The organism is Bradyrhizobium acaciae (assembly GCF_020889785.1).
GTDB classification, from domain to species: domain Bacteria; phylum Pseudomonadota; class Alphaproteobacteria; order Rhizobiales; family Xanthobacteraceae; genus Bradyrhizobium; species Bradyrhizobium acaciae.
Genome location: NZ_JACMYK010000150.1, coordinates 1 through 17344, shown reverse-complemented (window position 1 = coordinate 17344; position 17344 = coordinate 1). Strand labels below are relative to the sequence as shown.

The following is a 17344-nucleotide window of genomic DNA, read 5'->3' as shown; positions in this document are numbered from 1 at the left end:
GGGGGAGGGAGCCCTTACAGTCCCGTTATGGCCTTGCATGATGCCGTGTCGGCTCTTCACACAAGTGAGGTGAGCACTGCTCTCTCATTCCCTCCCCCCTTGCGGGGGAGGGGCAGGGAGAGGGGTAAGCCCAGACGGCGGTGCGCATCGCGTGATTGGATCGGGAGCACGCCATGCTGTCCCTGATCGGCAAGCGGTTGCTGTTTGCGATCCCGTCGCTGATCGGGGTCGTGATCGTGACGTTCCTGCTGACGCGTGCGCTGCCGGGCGATCCCGCGGCCTATTTTGCCGGCCCTGCGGCGACCAAGGAGGCGGTCGACCAGATCAGGAAGAAGCTCGGCTTCGACAAGCCGCTGATCGAGCAGTTCGTCCGCTACACCAACGATCTCGCCCATGGCGATCTCGGCACCTCGCTCACCACGGGGCAACCGGTCGCCGCCGAACTGCGCAACCGCCTGCCGGCGTCCGCCGAGCTCACGCTGCTCGGCCTCGTCGTCTCGATCGTGATCGCGATCCCGCTCGGCGTGCTGGCGGCGACGCGGCCGGGCTCCTGGATCGATCATCTCTGCCGCGTCACCACGACGGCGGGCGTGTCGTTGCCGGTGTTCTTCACCGGGCTCGTGCTGGTCTATCTGTTCTATTTCCGCCTCGGCTGGGCGCCGGCGCCGCTCGGCCGGCTCGACGTGTTCTACAGCGCGCCGCCGACGGTCACAGGATTCTACCTGATCGATACGCTGATCGCGCGCGACTTCGAGGCGTTTCGCTCTGCGTTCAGCCAGCTGATCCTGCCGGCGGTGACGCTTGCGATCTTCTCGCTGGCGCCGATCGCGCGCATGACGCGGGCCTCGATGCTGGCGGTGCTGGCGTCCGATTTCGTCCGTACCGCGCGCGCCAGCGGCCTGTCGCCCGGCAAGGTGATCGTGACCTACGCCTTCCGCAACGCGATGCTGCCGGTCATCACCACGCTCAGCATGGTGTTCTCGTTCCTGCTCGGCGCCAATGTGCTGGTGGAGAAGGTGTTCGCCTGGCCCGGCATCGGCTCCTATGCGGTCGAGGCGCTGATCGCGTCCGACTTCGCGCCGGTGCAGGGCTTCGTGCTGACCATGGCGGTCATGTACGTAGCCCTCAATCTGCTGATCGACATCCTTTATGGCGTGATTGATCCGCGCGTCAGGCTGGAGGGCTAGCGTATGAGCAGCGTCGCGCCGACGGTCGAGCCCGCAGGTCCCGCCCGCACATCCGGACTTGCCGCGGTGTTCGAGCAGACCCGCTATGTGCTGAGCGAGAACAAGGTCACCGGCTTCGCCTTCGCGCTCTTGATCCTGATCATGTTCGCCGCGCTGTTCGGGCCTTACGTGGTGCCCTATGACCCGCTTGCCTCCGACACCGTGGCGGCATTGAAGCCGCCGTCCGCCGCGCACTGGTTCGGCACCGATCAGCTCGGCCGCGACATCTTCAGCCGCGTCATCGTCGCCACGCGACTCGATACCTTCATCGCGGTGGCCTCCGTCGTGCTGGTGTTCCTGATGGGCGGGCTCGCCGGTATCGCCGCCGGCTATTTCGGCGGCTGGACCGATCGCATCGTCGGCCGCATCGCCGACACCATCATGGCGTTTCCGCTGTTCGTGCTCGCGATGGGCATCGTCGCCGCGCTCGGCAACACCGTGCAGAACATCATCATCGCGACCGCGATCGTGAATTTTCCGCTCTATGCGCGCGTCGCGCGCGCCGAAGCCAACGTCCGCCGCAATGCCGGCTTCGTGCAGGCGGCGCGGCTGTCCGGCAATGGTGAATACCGTATTCTGCTCGGACACATCCTGCCCAACATCATGCCGATCATGATCGTGCAGATGTCGCTGACCATGGGCTATGCGATCCTCAATGCCGCAGGCCTGTCCTTCATCGGACTCGGTGTCCGGCCGCCGACTGCCGAGTGGGGCATCATGGTCGCCGAGGGCGCGGGCTTCATGGTCTCGGGCGAATGGTGGATCGCGCTGTTCCCGGGCCTGGCGCTGATGGTCGCGGTGTTCTGCTTCAACCTGCTCGGCGACGGCCTGCGCGACATCGTCGACCCGCAGCGGAGGACGTGATGACGGGCTCGTTGCGGTGTCAAGGTACCGTTCGGCTCCTTTGCATGGGGTTGTTTTGCAGATTCCTGGATGACGCCTCGCATCAGGGGAGCCGCGCATGACCGCCCAGCCGCTGCTCGACGTCAGTGACCTCACCGTCGAGTTCACCACCCGCCGCGGCATCGTCAAGGCGGTGCAGCACGTCAATATCTCCGTCGGCAAGGGTGAGACCGTCGGCATCGTCGGCGAGTCCGGCTCAGGCAAATCGGTGACGTCCTATGCCGTGATGCGGATCCTCGATCGCGCCGGCCGGATCGCCGACGGTTCGGTGATGTTCTCCGGGATCGACGTCAAGTCGGCCTCGGAGAGCCAGATGCGCGATCTGCGCGGCCGCGAAGTCTCGATGATCTTCCAGAACCCGCGCGCCGCCCTCAATCCGATCCGCAAGGTCGGGCACCAGATCGAGGACGTGCTGCGCCAGCATGTGCAGCAGGCGCAGGTCACCGACCGCGGCGAGAAAGCGATCGAGGCGCTGGAGCAGGTCAAGATCGCGCGTCCGCGCGAGCGCTATCATGCCTATCCGTTCGAGCTGTCCGGCGGCATGTGCCAGCGCGTCGTCATCGCGCTCGCGCTGGCCTGCAACCCGCAGCTTCTGATCGCCGACGAGCCGACCACCGGCCTCGACGTCACTACCCAGAAGGCGGTGATGGACCTGATCGTAGAGCTGACCCGGCGCCGGGCGATGTCGACGATCCTGATCACGCACGATCTCGGCCTCGCCGCCGCCTATTGCGACCGAGTCGTGGTGATGGAGAAGGGCCGCGTGGTCGAGACCGCAAAGTCGGCCGACATCTTCGCCGCGCCCCAGCACGACTACACCAAGAAGCTGATGCGCGCGACGCCGCGGCTCGGAGTGTCGCTCAGGGATCTCCTTCCAGAGGAAGACACGAAGTCTCCGCAATCCATTCCCGTCATGGCCGGGTTTGACCCGGCCATCCATCAATCTTCGCAAAACCATTCTTCCGCGATGGACCCCCGGGTCAAGCCAGGAGGTGACGAGAAGAGGCAGCCCCTTCTATCCGTCGAAAAGCTCGTCAAGGAATATCCGCGCCAGGGCGTCGGTTCGGTACTGGCAAAATTGTTCGGCCGCAAGCCGCCGGTTGAGGAGGAGATCTTCCGCGCCGTCGACGGCATCAGCTTCCAGGTCGACCATGGCGAGAGCGTCGGGCTGGTCGGCGAATCTGGCTGCGGCAAGTCGACGACGTCGATGATGGTGATGCGGCTCCTCGACCAGACCTCCGGCCGCATCGTGTTCGACGGCGAGGACATCGGTGGCATCCCGCCGCAGTCCTTCGCGCGGTTGCCGCAGCGCAGCCAGATCCAGATGGTGTTCCAGGATCCGACCGACAGCCTCAATCCGCGCTTCACCGCGGCGCGCGCCATCGCGGACCCGATCATGCAGCTCGGCGACATCAAAGGGCGCGATGCGCTGCGCGAGCGCTGCGAGGAACTGGCGCGGCTGGTCGGCCTGCCGGTCAATCTGCTGGATCGCTTTCCGCACCAGCTGTCGGGCGGCCAGAAGGCCCGCGTCGGCATCGCGCGCGCGATCGCGCTGCACCCGAAGCTCGTGATCCTCGACGAGCCGACCGCGGCGCTTGACGTGTCGGTGCAGGCGGTGGTGCTCAATTTGCTGCAGGACCTCAAGCAGTCGATGGGCATGAGCTATCTGTTCGTGTCGCACGATCTCAACGTGGTGCGCCTGCTGTGTGATCGCGTCATCGTGATGCGCGCCGGCCGCATCGTGGAGCAGGGCACGTCCGAACACGTCTTGGGCAATCCGCAGGATGCCTATACAAAAGAACTGCTGACGGCGATCCCGCATCCGCCGTTGCCGGTCTCTTGAAAAACTCACTGGGAGCGAAATGACCGATCATCTCGACGACTACATGAACGCCGTTGCCCGCGCGATGGCGTTGCCGCTGGAAGACGCCTGGCGTCCCGCGGTACGCGCGAATCTCGATGTCTCGCTGCGGCTGGCGCTGCTGGTCGACGACTTCCCGTTGCCCGACGATGCCGCGTCGGCTGCCGTCTATTCGACCTGAGATCGCGATGTCCGAAACTCCCGCGTCCATGTCGGCCGCCGAGATCGCGCAGGCCGTCTCACACCGCAAGCTCACTGCCCTTGCCGCGACCGAGGCTGCGCTGTCGCGCATCGCGGCGCATGACAAGGTCCTCAATGCCTTCACCGACGTCACCGCCGATCGCGCCCGCGCGAAGGCGGCTGCGATCGATGCGGCGATTGCAGCCGGCAAATCCGTCGGTCCGCTGGCCGGCGTGCCGTTCGCGGTGAAGAACCTGTTCGACGTGCAGGGTCTTGCGACGCGCGCCGGATCCAAAATCAACCGTGACCTGCCGCCGTCGCCGCGCGACGCCGAGCTGATCGAGCGGATGGAGGCGGCCGGCGCCGTGCTGGTCGGCGCGCTCAACATGGGCGAATACGCCTACGATTTCACCGGCGAGAACGTGCATGACGGCCCGTCGCGCAATCCGCACGATCCGACGCGAATGACCGGCGGCTCGTCGGGCGGCTCCGGCAGCGCCGTCGGCGGCGCGTTGGTACCGATCGCGCTCGGCTCCGATACCAACGGGTCGATCCGGGTGCCGTCGTCGTTCTGCGGCACGTTCGGGCTGAAGCCGACCTATGGCAGGCTGTCGCGCGCGCGATCTTTTCCGTTCGTCGCGAGCCTCGATCATCTCGGTCCGCTGGCGCGCAGCGTGAAGGATCTCGCGCTCGCTTATGATGCGATGCAGGGACCTGACGCCGACGATCCTGCCTGCAATGTGCAGTCGGTCGAGCCGACCGTGCCGTTGCTGGCCAACGATGTCGGTCGGCTGCGGATTGCGATTGCGGGCGGCTATTTCCAGCAGAATTTGTTTCCGGAGGCTGTCGAAGCGGTCGCGCGCGTGGCGAAGGCGCTCGGCGCCACGCAGACCGTGGAACTGCCGGAGGCCGCGCGGGCCCGCGCTGCCGCCTACATCATCACCACGACCGAGGGCGCAGCGCTGCATCTCGATCGGCTGCGCAAGCGCCCCAACGATTTCGATCCGGCGGTGCGCGATCGCCTCATCGCGGGCGCGATGGTGCCGGCGGTCTATGTCGACAAGGCGCAGAAATTCCGCCGCTGGTATCGTGCCAAGGTGCTGGAGCTGTTCCAGTCGGTCGACGTGATCCTGGCGCCGGCAACGCCGTGCACCGCGCCGAAGCTAGGTCAGGTCAGCTTCACGCTCGATGGCGTCGAGCTCCCGGTGCGGCCCAACATCGGCATCCACACCCAGCCGATCTCCTTCATCGGCCTGCCTGTCGTGGCTGTGCCGGTGCCGCTTGAACCGTTGCCGATCGGCGTGCAGATCATCGCCGCGCCCTGGCGTGAGGACATCGCGCTGCGGGTCGCCTATGCTCTGGAACAGATGGGCGTCGCGGCCGCGCCGGCGCCGAGAGGAATCTAAAATGGACATCGATCTTCCCGACGTCCTCGCCGAGGTCACCGCCCAGTTCCAGCGTTACGAGAAGGCGCTGGTCTCGAACGATGTCGAGGTGCTCGACGAGCTGTTCCGCAACGACAGCCGCACGCTGCGCTACGGCATCGGCGAGAACCTTTATGGCTACGCCGAGATCATGGCGTTTCGCGCCGGGCGCTCTCCGGTCGGCCTGATGCGCAAGATCGAGCGCACCGTGATCACGACCTATGGCCGCGACACCGCGATCGCCTCGACGCTGTTCTATCGGGACAGTGCACCGGGTAGAGTGGGACGGCAGATGCAGACGTGGATTCGCTTCCCCGAGGGCTGGAGAATCGTCGCGGCCCATGTCAGCGTCATCGATGAGCCCAAAGGCGTTTGAACAAGAGCGCTTGAACCATGAGCCTGGACGACCTTCCGACCCGCGCGCCGCAGCCGACCGAGCCCGAGCCGGTGGTGCCGCGCGTCGATCGCCCGTCGTCGCTGGCCGACAAGGTCACGCGCGCGGAAGAGCTGCGCCTGCAACTCGCCGACGAGATCGTGCGCGGCACCCTGCCGCCCGGCGCCGGTCTCGATGAGACCGACCTCGCCCGCCGCTTCAACGTTTCGCGCACCCCGGTGCGCGAAGCGCTGCGGCAGCTTGCCGCCAGCGGCCTGATCGATGCCCGCGCGCACCGCGGCGCGGTGGTGGCGCGGCCCTCGCTTGAGAGACTCACCGGCATGTTCGAGGCGATGGCCGAGCTGGAGGCGATGTGCGCCGGCCTTGCCGCCGAACGGATGACGCCGGCGGAGCGCCATGCGCTGGAGGCGATCCATGAGGAGCTGCGGGTGTTGAGCTACACCGGAAATCCCGAGCGCTTCCACGAGGTCAATGAGCGCTTTCACAATGCGATCTATGCCGGCTCGCAGAACGCCTATATCGCCGAGATCACCCTGGCGACGCGCGTGCGCGTGCAGCCGTTCCGCCGCGCCCAGTTCCGCAACCTCGGGCGTCTCGCAAAATCCCACGCCGAGCACGACTGCGTCGTCGTCGCCATCATGCGTGGCGACAAGACCGGCGCCGCGGCCGCGATGCGCGCCCATATCGAGCAGGTGCGAGGGGAATACGAGACCTACGCGGTGTCGGTGTAGCGCGCTGCTCGCGTCATTCCGGGCTCGCGCTGCGCGCGCCCCGGAATGATAAAAGCAACTACGCTTTCGCCTTCTCCGCCATGAACGCCCGCCAGCCGCCATAGGCCGAAATATCCTTCGCGCCGCCGATCGCGGCGGGCTCGACGATGAAGCCCTTGGCCTGCCGTCCATCGGCGAGCCTGACCGTGCCGATTGCCAGCGGCGGCGGGATCGCGGCGACGAATTTGCCGAATGCAGCAGCCGACATCGCCCACAGCTCGAGCTTGATCGCATGACCCGCGCCCGCCTCGATGCGCAGCATGCCGGGCTTCGGCGGCGTGGTGTCGAGCGCGTAGAGCTTGTAGTCCGGAGCCGTGACTGCCGGCTCCAGGAGCCGCGCATCGAGCGTCGTCAGTTCATGGTTCAACGCCATGCCGGAGAGATGCGCGCCGACCACCGCGATCGTGATCTCGTCGGCGCCGGCTCGCGCAGGGACTGCGGCGAGCGGCGGCTGCGGCAGCGCCTTGGCGCCGAGGCCAAGCCCGGTGTCGGCATGAAACACGCGGCCGATGCTCGCGAGCTCGGCATCGCGTCCGGCAGGCGCCAGCAGCGTGATGCCGAACGGCGCGCCGTCGGGCCGCATCGCTGCCGGTAGTGCCAGGCCGCAGAGATCGAGCAAGTTGACGAAATTGGTGTAGGTGCCGAGCCGCGAGTTGAGCTCGATCGGGTTGGCCAGCACGTCGGCGGTGGAATAGACCGTGGGTGCCGTCGGCAGCACGATCGCATCGCACTGCGCGAAGGTGCGCTCGGCAACGCGGCGCAGCGCCTGCAAGCGATAGAGCGCGGAGAAGGTATCGGCCGCGGTGGGCCGCGCGCCACCGATCGTGATCTCGCGCGTCACCGGATGGATCGCGTCGGGCGACGACGCCAGGAGGTCGCGGATCACGAGATAGCGTTCGGCGACCCACGGGCCCTCATAGAGCAGCCGCGCGGTCTCGTAGAACGGCTCGAGATCGAATTCGATGAGCTCGGCGCCAAGCGACTGCCAGCGCTTGCAGGCTTCGAAATAGGCCTTTTCGGCCTCGCGATCGCCGAAGAAGATCAATTGGCCGCTCTTGGGAATGCCGAGCGTCAGCTTCGCCGGAAATGTCGTGAGAGGGGCCAGCGGCCGGTCGCGCGAGAACGGATCGGCGTCGTCCGGGCCGGCCATCACGGCAAGTGCGGCCAGCGCGTCGTCGACGGTGAGCGAGAACACCGAGATGCAGTCGAGCGTGCGGCAGGCCGGCACCAGCCCTGCGTTCGAGATCAGCCCGAGGCTCGGCTTGAGCCCGACGATGTTGTTGAGCATCGCCGGCACCCGGCCGCTGCCCGCGGTGTCGGTGCCGAGCGACAGCGGCATCAAGCCCGCGGACACCGCGACCGCGGAGCCCGAGCTCGATCCGCCCGGCACCAGATCGCCGCGCACCGGGTTCCTGGGAATGCCGTAGGGCGAGCGCACGCCGACCAGGCCGGTGGCGAACTGGTCGAGATTGGTCTTGCCGATGATGATGGCGCCGGCCGCGCGCAGCCTGGCGACCGCAGTGGAATCCCGCGCAGGCACGTAGGAGAATGCCGGGCAGGCGGCGGTCGTCGGTAGTCCCGCGACGTCGATATTGTCCTTCACCGCGATCGGCACTCCATGGAGCGGCAGCGCCGGATCTACGAGACGCTCCGCCTCGGCGAGCGCCTCCTTTTCGTCGCGCAGGCTGATGAAGATGGCGGGGTCGTTGTGCTCGCGGATGCGCTGGTAGCTGCGGGCCACGGTTTGTGCCGGGGTCATGGTCCCGGCGCGGTGTGCGGCAACGATCGCGGCGACAGTTTCAGTCACGTGGTTGGCCTCGTCTCTGGCGCGGCAGGGCATCGGGTGCCCGCCGCGAGGGAATTGCAGCCTGATCGAAGCAAGCAATGTGCCATTGTGTACAATTTTCCCGCGCTCGCGACACGACGATTTATTGCACAATATCAGTCGTTTGAAATGCGCGCTGGCGGCTGGCGCAAGCTGGCTTGAGAGTGCGAATGCCTAATTTGAGAGCAGGCGCGACCAAGCCGGAATCCGACCGTGGGATCAGGTGAAGCAGGCGAGTATCTGCAGCAACCGCTCGCGGTTTTCCTTGCCGATCTTCTCTGCGACATGTCGCTCGTGCTCGGCGGCAAGCCGCTTGAATTGCGCCAGCGCGGTCCTGCCGCGCGCGGTCAGATGCAGCGCGTGGGAGCGGCGGTCGGTGGCGGAGGCGATGCGGCTGACGAAGTCGCGCTCCTCGAGGCTGTCGAGCAGGTGCACCAGTCGCGCGCGCTCGATCCCGAGCCGCTTGGCGACCGCCATCTGGCTCAGGCCCGGATTGGCCCCGACCACGGTCATGACCGAATATTGGGTCGGGCGGATATCGACGGTCGCCAGCGTCTTGATGAAGTCCTGGAAGATCCAGAGCTGGAAACGCCGCACCGCGTAGCCGGCGTGGCCGACCAGCGCGTCGAGGCCGATGTCATCGCCGGTGTCGCCGCTCTGCGCCCGGCCATTCGCGGCGCGCGCCTGGGGGCGGCGGATTGCCGCTTTCGTTCCTGCCGCCTTGCGCGACGTCTTTTGCCGGCTTGCCATGACTGTCAGGCTAGCGCGCTTGAGGCGGGCGGGAAAGATTGTTGTTGACGACAACAATTGATGTCCGCAACATTATCGCGCCAAAGAGCCCGGCCGGGACCGCGCCGCCGCACCATGTTGCAGCGCGATCCCGATGAGACACGGGCGAGGAGGAAACCATGACGATCGCCACCGCCGGCGGTGACAATCCGAACAGCCTGTTCGCTGCGCCCGCGATCGTTGCCGTCAGACGCGACGACGGCAGCATCCTGGTTCGATCCACCACGCCGTTGCAAGACAGCGCGCGCTGCGTTGGTGACTGGCTGGAGCACTGGGCGCGACAGGCGCCGGATCGGATCTTCCTCGGCGAGCGCGCCAATGCCGAGGCGCCCTGGAGCACCGTCGGCTATCGCGACGCGCTCGGCATCGTCCGGCGCGCCGCATCGTGGGTCCTGGCGCAAGGGCTGAGCGCCGAGCGGCCGCTCGTCATCCTCTCCGACAATGGCATTGACCACGCCTTGTTCGCGCTCGCCGCCCAGCATGTCGGTGTGCCCTCCGCCGCGATCTCGCCGGCCTATTCGCTGATGTCGAAGGACTTCGACAAGCTGAAAGGCATGATCGGCCTGCTCGATCCAGGCGCGATCTTTGTCGCAAGCACCAAGCCGTTCGCTGCGGCGCTTGCCGCGATCGCGCCGCTGCATCGCGCGACCATTGTCAGCGGCAATCCGGATGACGCCGACGCGCTGGCATTCCGCACTGTCGCCGCGACGCCAGAAGCGGCAGGGGTCACCAAAGCTTTCGCCGCGGTGACACCGGATACGATCGCCAAGTTCCTGTTCACCTCAGGCTCGACGGGCACGCCGAAGGCCGTGATCAACACCCAGCGCATGCTGACCTCGAGCCAGCAGGCCAAGGCGCAGACCTGGACGTTTCTGGCGCAGTCCAGCGAGGAGCTGGTCATCCTGGACTGGCTGCCCTGGAGCCACACCTTCGGCGCCAACCACAATTTCAACCTGGTGCTGCGCAACGGCGGCACGCTCTATATCGACGGCGGCAAGCCGGCGCCCGGCCTGTTTTCGACCTCGCTCGCCAATCTGCGCAGCGTGGTGCCGACGGTGTATTTCAACGTGCCGCGCGGTTTCGACATGCTGATCGCGGCACTCCGCACCGACGACGAGTTGCGCCGCAAATTCTTCGCAGGCACCAAATTCGCGTTCTATGCCGGCGCGACGCTGCCGCAGAATCTGTGGGATGCGCTTGAGGAATTGTCGCTCGCCACCGTCGGCTGCAAGCTGCCGATGGTGTCGGCCTGGGGCTCGACCGAGACCTCGCCGCTCGCGACCGATTGCCACTTTCTCGCCAAGCGCTCCGGCAATATCGGTGTGCCGATCCCAGGCACAGAGCTCAAGCTCGTCCCGTCGGGCGAGAAGCTCGAGGTCCGCGTGCGCGGGCCCAATGTCACGCCGGGCTATTGGAAGGCACCGGAGCTGACCGCACAGGCCTTCGATGAAGAAGGCTTTTACAAGATCGGCGACGCCGTCACCTTCGCCGATCCGGCCCGGCCCGATCTCGGCCTGTTCTTCGACGGCCGCGTGGCGGAGGACTTCAAGCTCAATTCCGGCACCTGGGTCAGTGTCGGCACCTTGCGTGTCGCCGGGATCGCGGCGCTGGCGCCGCTTGCGCAGGATATCGTCGTTGCCGGTCATGGCCGCGACGAGGTGCGCTTCCTGGTGTTCCCGAACCTTGTCGCCTGCCGTTCGCTGGCAGGCCTGCCCGAGAACGTCGACCCACGCGAGGTGATCGCCCATCCGGCGATCCGCTCCGCGATCGGGCAGGGGCTGGCACGGCTGAAGGCGCAAGGCGGTCATTCCTCAGGCCATGCCACCCGTGCATTGTTGTTGGCCGAGCCCGCCTCGGTCGACGGCGGGGAGATCACCGACAAGGGCTACATCAACCAGCACGCCGTGCTGACGCGCCGCGCCGCGGCCGTGGCGGTGCTGGAGGACGACGCGTCATCCGAGCCGATCGCCTGCGCCGGCTGAGATCACGGTAGAAAAGGCGGACGTGAAGAAGGCACCAGCGGAAGGGTTCCCTGCCCCCTTGCGGGGGAGGGTTAGGGAGAGGGGTACCGCTTGCTCCGCTATCGATTGAACGCGAAAACACGCGCTGGTCGGTGAGCCGAGTCCTTGATGCGGCGTCGCGCAATGTCGCGAGCTGAGCCCCGGGGCTTACCCCTCTCCCCAACCCTCCCCCGCAAGGGGGGAGGGAGCCTGAGCGGCCTGCTCACCTTACCTGGACGACGTCACACCGCTCTGCTCGTGACCTCTCGCCGCGCCGCACTAGCTGACCTTTATAGTTGCCATAGCAACTAGTCTGTGCGAGTTTCTCCCCGATAGGGACAGGGCCGGTCAACGGCCTCGCATTTGGGAGGAGAATGTTGCGCAGCACGGCGCCAACGGCATGCATGGAAGATCGGGCAAAGACCGCGGCCCCGCAGGGTACCACCCGCGGCCCGGCTGCGCGGTCAGGTCGTGCTTTGCCCGGTCACGGCGCCCAGATTCTCGTGCAGCCGGCGCAGCAGGTCGATCAGCACCTCGCGCTCGTCCTTTTTCAGGCACGACAGCAGCCGCCGCTCGCGCTCCAGCGCGGCGACGATGACCTTGTCGTGGATGGCGCGGCCGCGTGCCGTCAGCGTGATCGAATGGGTGCGGCCGTCGTCGGGTGCGGTACGGATGGTCAGCAGGCCACGCTTCTGCAGCGCTGCGAGGTTGCGGCTGACCGGTCCCTTGTCGAAGCCGATCACCTGGCAGATCCGGGAGGCGGGAATCCCCGGCTCGATCGCCAGTTGCGAGATGATTCGCCACTCGGTGACGTTGACGCCGAAATTCTTCTGGTAAAATGCGGTGGCGCTGTTCGACAGCTTGTTGCCGATGAAAGTGATGAACGCCGGCACATAGCGATTGAGGTCCAGCAGCGGGCCATCGGTGGCATCTGCGGGATCGGCCGATCTGGGCCGGCGGGGCTTTCGGGGGAGGGGCTGACTGCTCATCTCTCAAATCATCGCTGCGAAACTGTTCGGGAGCAAGTGACATGCGGCCCGTATTGACAAGATCAAACCTCGGGAGGTCCCGATGACTGCAACAGGGGGGACATCCGTCCCGCATCTCGACGTCGATCCGTTCGCGCTCGAGTTCTTCGCCGATCCGTTCCCGACCCATGAGCGGCTGCGTGAGGCCGGGCCGGTGGTCTATCTCGACAAGTGGAATGTCTATGGCGTGGCGCGCTACGCCGAGGTCCATGCGGTCCTGAACGATCCCGCGACCTTCTGCTCCAGCCGCGGCGTCGGCCTGAGCGACTTCTCCAAGGAGAAGCCGTGGCGGCCGCCGAGCCTGATCTTGGAGGCCGATCCGCCCGCTCATACCCGGACCCGCGCAGTGCTGAGCACGGTGCTGTCGGCGACCGTGATGAAGCAGCTTCGCGGGCAGTTCGCCGCCGCGGCGGAGGCCCGTCTCGATGTGCTGTTGGAGAAGCGCAGGTTCGACGCGATCGAGGACCTTGCCGAAGCCTACCCGTTGTCGATCTTCCCGGATGCGCTCGGCCTGAGGCCCGAGGGCCGCGAGAATTTGCTGCCCTATGCGAGCCTGGTGTTCAACGCCTTCGGCCCGCCGAACGAGCTGCGCAAGGAGGCGATCGAGCGCTCGGCGCCGCATCAGGCCTACGTTGCCGAGCAGTGTCAGCGGGACAATCTTACCCCCGGCGGCATCGGTGCCTGTATCCACGCCCATGTCGATAGCGGCGCCATCACCGCGACCGAGGCGCCGCTGCTGGTGCGCTCGCTGCTGTCGGCCGGTCTCGACACCACCGTCAACGGCATCGGCGCAGCGGTCTATTGCCTCGCGCGCTTTCCCGACCAGTTCGAGAAGCTGCGCAGCGATCCGACGCTGGCGCGCAACGCCTTCGAGGAAGCCGTGCGGTTCGAAAGTCCGGTGCAGACCTTCTTCCGCACCACGACCCGCGCCGTCGAGCTCAGCGGCGAAAACATTCCCGAGGGCGAGAAGGTGCTGATGTTCCTGGCCGCCGCCAACCGTGATCCGCGCCGTTGGGAAAACCCCGACAGCTACGACATCACGCGCCGCACCTCGGGGCATGTCGGTTACGGCTCGGGCATCCACATGTGCGTCGGCCAGCTCGTCGCCCGCCTCGAGGGCGAGGTGATGATGGCGGCGCTGGCGCGCCGCGTTGCCAGGATCGAGATCACCGGCGAGCCGAAGCGCCTTTTCAACAACACGCTGCGCGGGCTGAACAGCCTGCCGGTCGAGATCACGCCGGCCTGACGGGAAGCCGGCAAATGGTTGGTTGCGGAAACAAGGGATGGGATCGATGAAGGGCTTCGGGGTTGGTTTGGCGCTGGCATTGGCCTGCGCCGCGGGCAGCGCACGCGCGGAGATATCCGACAATGTCGTGCGCGTCGGCGTGCTGAACGACATTTCCGGCATCTTCCAGGACACCAACGGCATGGGCTCGGTGGAAGCCGCGCGCATGGCCGCCGAGGATTTCAACGGCGGCGGCAAGGGCATCAAGGTCGAGATCGTCTATGCCGATCACCAGAACAAGGCCGACGTCGGCTCTGCGATCGCGCGTAAATGGCTCGACGTCGAAGGCGTCGACGCCATCGTCGACGTGCCGAACTCGGCCGTCGGCCTCGCCGTCAACACCGTGCTGCGCGATTCCAGGATGACGTTCCTGGCATCGTCGACCGCAAGCTCCGATCTCACCGGCAAGGCCTGCTCGCCGAACACCATTCAATGGGTCAACGACGCCTGGGCGACCGGCAACACCACGGCGGCCGCGATGATGCAGCGCGGCGGCAAGGACTGGTATTTCGTGACGGTCGACTACGCACTCGGCAAAGGCATCGAAGCCGAGGCGACCAACTACATCGAGAAGCACGGCGGCAAGGTGCTCGGATCGAGCAAGCATCCGCTCGGCACGTCGGACTTCGCGTCCTTCCTGCTGCAGGCGCAGAATTCCAAGGCCAAGGTGATTGGTCTCGCCAATGCCGGCGGCGACACCATCAACGCAGTGAAGCAGGCGGCCGAGTTCGGCATCCAGGAGGGCGGCCAGACCATGGTGGCGTTCCTGCTGTTCGTGAACGACGTCCATGGCATGGGCCTGAAGGTCGCGCAGGGCCTGCAACTGCTGGAAGCCTTCTACTGGGACATGAACGACGACACCCGCGCGTTCGCCAAGCGCTTTGCCGCGCGTCCCGGCATGAACGGCAAGATGCCGAGCGGCAACCAGGCTGGCGTCTACGCTTCGACGCTCGCCTATCTCAACGCGGTTGCTGCCACCGGCAGCGACGATGCCAAGGTCGTAGTGCCGCAGATGAAGACCTTCAAGGGCAAGGACAAGCTATTCGGCGACACTACGATCCGCCAGGACGGCCGCGTCATTCACCCGATGTATCTGTTCGAGGTGAAGAAGCCGGATGAGTCGAAGTACCCCTACGATTATTACAAGCTGATCGCGACCATCCCGGCCGACCAGGCGTTCCGTCCGCTGGCCGATGGCGGGTGCCCGCTGGTGAAGTGACGTCGGTGGCCGCGCAAGCCACACGGCACACTGCGCGGAGAGATCGCGCCCTCTCAACCGGCTCGCATTCCGCTTCACTGCATGCGGCCCGCCTCGCGCACAAGGCGAGAGGCGAGCTGGAATCGGCAGCATCCGCTGCTGCAGCCATCGCCGGAGAGACTATTTCGGCGGAGGCGCCTTCGGGAAGGCCGACACCATCCGGATCTTCCAGTTTCCGCCCTGGTTGACATAGGCCCCGGTCCAGCGGCCAACCACATCAAGCGGCTCGCCATTCTGGTTCTTGCCGGTGATGTGATATTCGCCGGTTGCGAGAGCCGTATCGGTGCCCAGCGGCATGGCCTCGTCGACCGTTATCTCATTGTGGTTGAACCCGGCCTTGAAGATGCCTTCGTAGGTCTGGGCAATATCGGTATGCGACCCGGTCGCATTGACGACCATGCCGCCCGGCGCATAGAGCGCAGCTATTCCGGCGCCAATCTCCCGTAAAACTCCGGTCCACCGCGTTCCGCCTTTTTCAAGCGACGATTCAGCGATGTTGCTGCGCAGAAACAATTTTTCCGACGGGTGACCCGCCCTGATCTTGACGGCCTTCCGTCGAATCGTAATGCTTGTTGGGCATATTCAGACGGCCTTTTGATTTTGGATGACGTGGTAATTTGAATCTGGTTCGCGTCTCGCCAGCATTTCAACCTGCTCTCCAAAACTCAGTGATCAAGAGTTCGCGCCAAGTGAATTGGCGAGGGCTTACGAGCGTTTGATTCCGCAGTCGGCTGGCCATCGGCCAGGCTCGGCTGCGGGGTTCAAAATTGCCGGACAGGCTTATTGGATTTCGAGATCAGTTATTTCCGGGGAGGGGTCTATGGGCGTGAACGTTGCCAGCGGAACCAGCGCTTCTGTGTCCGATACGCAAAGCGGCAATACAGTCCAGGACGGCGGCACGCTTTATGTGCTGAATGGCGGCACCATCAGCAGCACCCTCGATGTTGGTACCGTCATTGTGTCCTCCGGCGGTACCGATTTCGGCGACACCGTCTCCTACGATTCCAACGGTGCAGCGCAGCTTTACGTTTTCGGCACGGCGATCAGCGCCGTCATCAATGGCGGCAACGCGATCCTCGGTTACGATCCGTACACAAATTCAACCGGTGTCGGAACCGCGCTCGACACCACGATCAATGGTGGCCGACTGACAGTTGACAGTGGTTCAATCGCAACCAGCACCACGGTCAGCGCCGGCAGATTGACCGTTTTCGGCGGCACCACCAGCGACACCACCATCGCTAGCAGCAACGGGGGAGAGGACATCTATGGAGGCACCGCCATCAATACGATGGTCACGAGCGGTGGGTTCCAGTGGGTCACGAACGACTACAACAACAACCCTGGCGCCTATGGCAGCGCGGTCGCGTCCAACACCAGTGTAACGGGAAGCGGCTCCGAACAGATCGTAGGATTTCTCGGCGCCGGCACCGCAGTCAACACCGTCATTGCGGGTGGGATCCAGTACATCGGCTATGCCGCCTTCGGATCCGCGGGTATTGGTGTCGCAAGCAATACCACCATCACCAGCGGTGGAATCCAGCTTGTTGCGCCATATAATTATATTGCAACAGGCACAGCCGTCAGCACGACGGTAACCGGCAGCGGCAGCATCCAATATGTCGGCAGCGGCCAATATAGCGGCAGCGCAACGGCGATCTCCACCACGCTGATCGCGGGCGGTGAACAGATCGTGTGGGGCGGCGGCCCGTACAGCCCCATTGCCAGCAGCACGGTGATCAGTTCCGGCGGTGCCGAGATCGTTTCATCCGGCGGCATCGCCAGGAGCACGGTGATCAGCGCCGGCGGCACCGAGACCGTGATGGCGGGCGGCATCGCCAGCAGCACAGTGATCAGCTCCGGTGGCACCGAAGTCGTTTCGTCCGGCGCCACCGCAAGCGGCATCACCGTCAATAGCGGCGGCACCTTGATTGTGATTGCCGGCGCCAGTGTCACGGGCTTGACCAACAACGGCGGCACGGTGGTTAGCCAAAGCTCGCCGGTGACCGTGAGCAGCGGATCGTCCTACACGGTGTCGAGCGGCCAGACCGACATCGGCGACACCGTGCTCAATGGCGGTTCGATGTTTGTTGCCTCCGGCGGGTCGGTCTCCAGCACCACGGTCAGCAGCGGCGGGCTTCTGACCGTCAGCAATGGCGGCCGCGACACGGGCACGACCGTCTCGTCGGGCGGCACCGAAACGGTTGCGGGCAACGATACGAATGCCGTCGTTGCAAGCGGCGCGACGATGTATGTCAGCAGCGGCGGCAGAGCCAGCGGAACGCTTGTATCCGGCGGAACGCTCGACGTGCTGGCCGGCGGCTTTGCCACCGGGACGACGGTTTCCGCAAGCGGTACGCTCAACGTGACGGGGACCACGTCCAATACGGTCGCGGTGTTC

At 65.6% G+C, this 17344-nt stretch carries 14 protein-coding genes and 1 pseudogene; 11 read left to right on the top strand and 4 right to left on the bottom strand.

Annotated features, from left to right (window positions below; translation table 11 throughout):
- Nucleotides 1-173: 173 nt before the first annotated feature.
- From H8A92_RS34180 to H8A92_RS34150, 7 genes are all read left to right on the top strand, one after another.
- Entirely contained in the window at nt 174-1187 is a 1014-nt protein-coding gene (locus tag H8A92_RS34180; RefSeq protein ID WP_229199765.1) for an ABC transporter permease, read from the top strand.
- Between the two features lie 3 nt (nt 1188-1190).
- Nucleotides 1191-2090: an ABC transporter permease gene (locus H8A92_RS34175; RefSeq protein ID WP_229199764.1), complete on the top strand. Its 900-nt coding sequence runs from the start codon at nt 1191-1193 to the stop codon at nt 2088-2090.
- Nucleotides 2091-2187: 97 nt separating this feature from the next.
- Complete coding sequence (locus H8A92_RS34170) at nt 2188-3972, top strand: dipeptide ABC transporter ATP-binding protein (RefSeq protein WP_229199763.1); 1785 nt, start codon at nt 2188-2190, stop codon at nt 3970-3972.
- Nucleotides 3973-3991: 19 nt separating this feature from the next.
- Nucleotides 3992-4171 (top strand): DUF4089 domain-containing protein, encoded by a 180-nt coding sequence (locus H8A92_RS34165; RefSeq protein ID WP_229199762.1) that lies wholly within the window; start codon nt 3992-3994, stop codon nt 4169-4171.
- Nucleotides 4172-4178: 7 nt separating this feature from the next.
- Nucleotides 4179-5576 carry an AtzE family amidohydrolase gene (locus tag H8A92_RS34160; protein WP_229199761.1) on the top strand — a complete coding sequence of 466 codons (1398 nt, stop codon included), beginning with the start codon at nt 4179-4181 and terminating at the stop codon, nt 5574-5576.
- Between the two features lies 1 nt (nt 5577).
- On the top strand, nt 5578-5970 hold the full coding sequence (gene hpxZ, locus H8A92_RS34155) for an oxalurate catabolism protein HpxZ (protein WP_229199760.1): 393 nt from the start codon (nt 5578-5580) through the stop codon (nt 5968-5970).
- 17 nt (nt 5971-5987) lie between these two features.
- A complete protein-coding gene (locus H8A92_RS34150; protein WP_163163069.1) occupies nt 5988-6719 on the top strand; it encodes a GntR family transcriptional regulator in 732 nt (243 codons plus the stop codon).
- A gap of 58 nt (nt 6720-6777) precedes the next feature.
- Here the strand turns inward: H8A92_RS34150 and atzF are convergent, their stop codons facing one another.
- Both atzF and H8A92_RS34140 read right to left on the bottom strand, forming a co-directional pair.
- Nucleotides 6778-8565, bottom strand: coding sequence for an allophanate hydrolase (gene atzF / locus H8A92_RS34145; protein WP_420831406.1), 1788 nt, complete (start codon nt 8563-8565; stop codon nt 6778-6780).
- Nucleotides 8566-8802: 237 nt separating this feature from the next.
- Nucleotides 8803-9333, bottom strand: coding sequence for a MarR family winged helix-turn-helix transcriptional regulator (locus H8A92_RS34140; RefSeq protein WP_229199758.1), 531 nt, complete (start codon nt 9331-9333; stop codon nt 8803-8805).
- 158 nt (nt 9334-9491) lie between these two features.
- Between H8A92_RS34140 and H8A92_RS34135 the strand changes: the two genes are divergently transcribed.
- Entirely contained in the window at nt 9492-11354 is a 1863-nt protein-coding gene (locus tag H8A92_RS34135) for a feruloyl-CoA synthase (RefSeq protein WP_229199757.1), read from the top strand.
- Nucleotides 11355-11836: 482 nt separating this feature from the next.
- On the opposite strand, the gene H8A92_RS34130 is transcribed toward H8A92_RS34135, so the two are convergent.
- Nucleotides 11837-12361 carry a MarR family winged helix-turn-helix transcriptional regulator gene (locus H8A92_RS34130; protein ID WP_229199756.1) on the bottom strand — a complete coding sequence of 175 codons (525 nt, stop codon included), beginning with the start codon at nt 12359-12361 and terminating at the stop codon, nt 11837-11839.
- A gap of 82 nt (nt 12362-12443) precedes the next feature.
- On the opposite strand from H8A92_RS34130, the gene H8A92_RS34125 reads away from it, so the two are divergent.
- Both H8A92_RS34125 and H8A92_RS34120 read left to right on the top strand, forming a co-directional pair.
- On the top strand, nt 12444-13646 hold the full coding sequence (locus H8A92_RS34125; RefSeq protein WP_229199755.1) for a cytochrome P450: 1203 nt from the start codon (nt 12444-12446) through the stop codon (nt 13644-13646).
- 46 nt (nt 13647-13692) lie between these two features.
- Nucleotides 13693-14904 (top strand): ABC transporter substrate-binding protein, encoded by a 1212-nt coding sequence (locus tag H8A92_RS34120; RefSeq protein WP_229199766.1) that lies wholly within the window; start codon nt 13693-13695, stop codon nt 14902-14904.
- Between the two features lie 159 nt (nt 14905-15063).
- Here the strand turns inward: H8A92_RS34120 and H8A92_RS34115 are convergent, their stop codons facing one another.
- The gene (locus H8A92_RS34115; RefSeq protein WP_229199754.1) at nt 15064-15456 is read right to left on the bottom strand and encodes a nuclear transport factor 2 family protein; all 393 of its coding nucleotides are present in this window, start codon (nt 15454-15456) and stop codon (nt 15064-15066) included.
- 307 nt (nt 15457-15763) lie between these two features.
- On the opposite strand from H8A92_RS34115, the pseudogene H8A92_RS34110 reads away from it, so the two are divergent.
- Nucleotides 15764-17344: pseudogene (locus H8A92_RS34110) on the top strand (hypothetical protein); the annotation flags it as partial.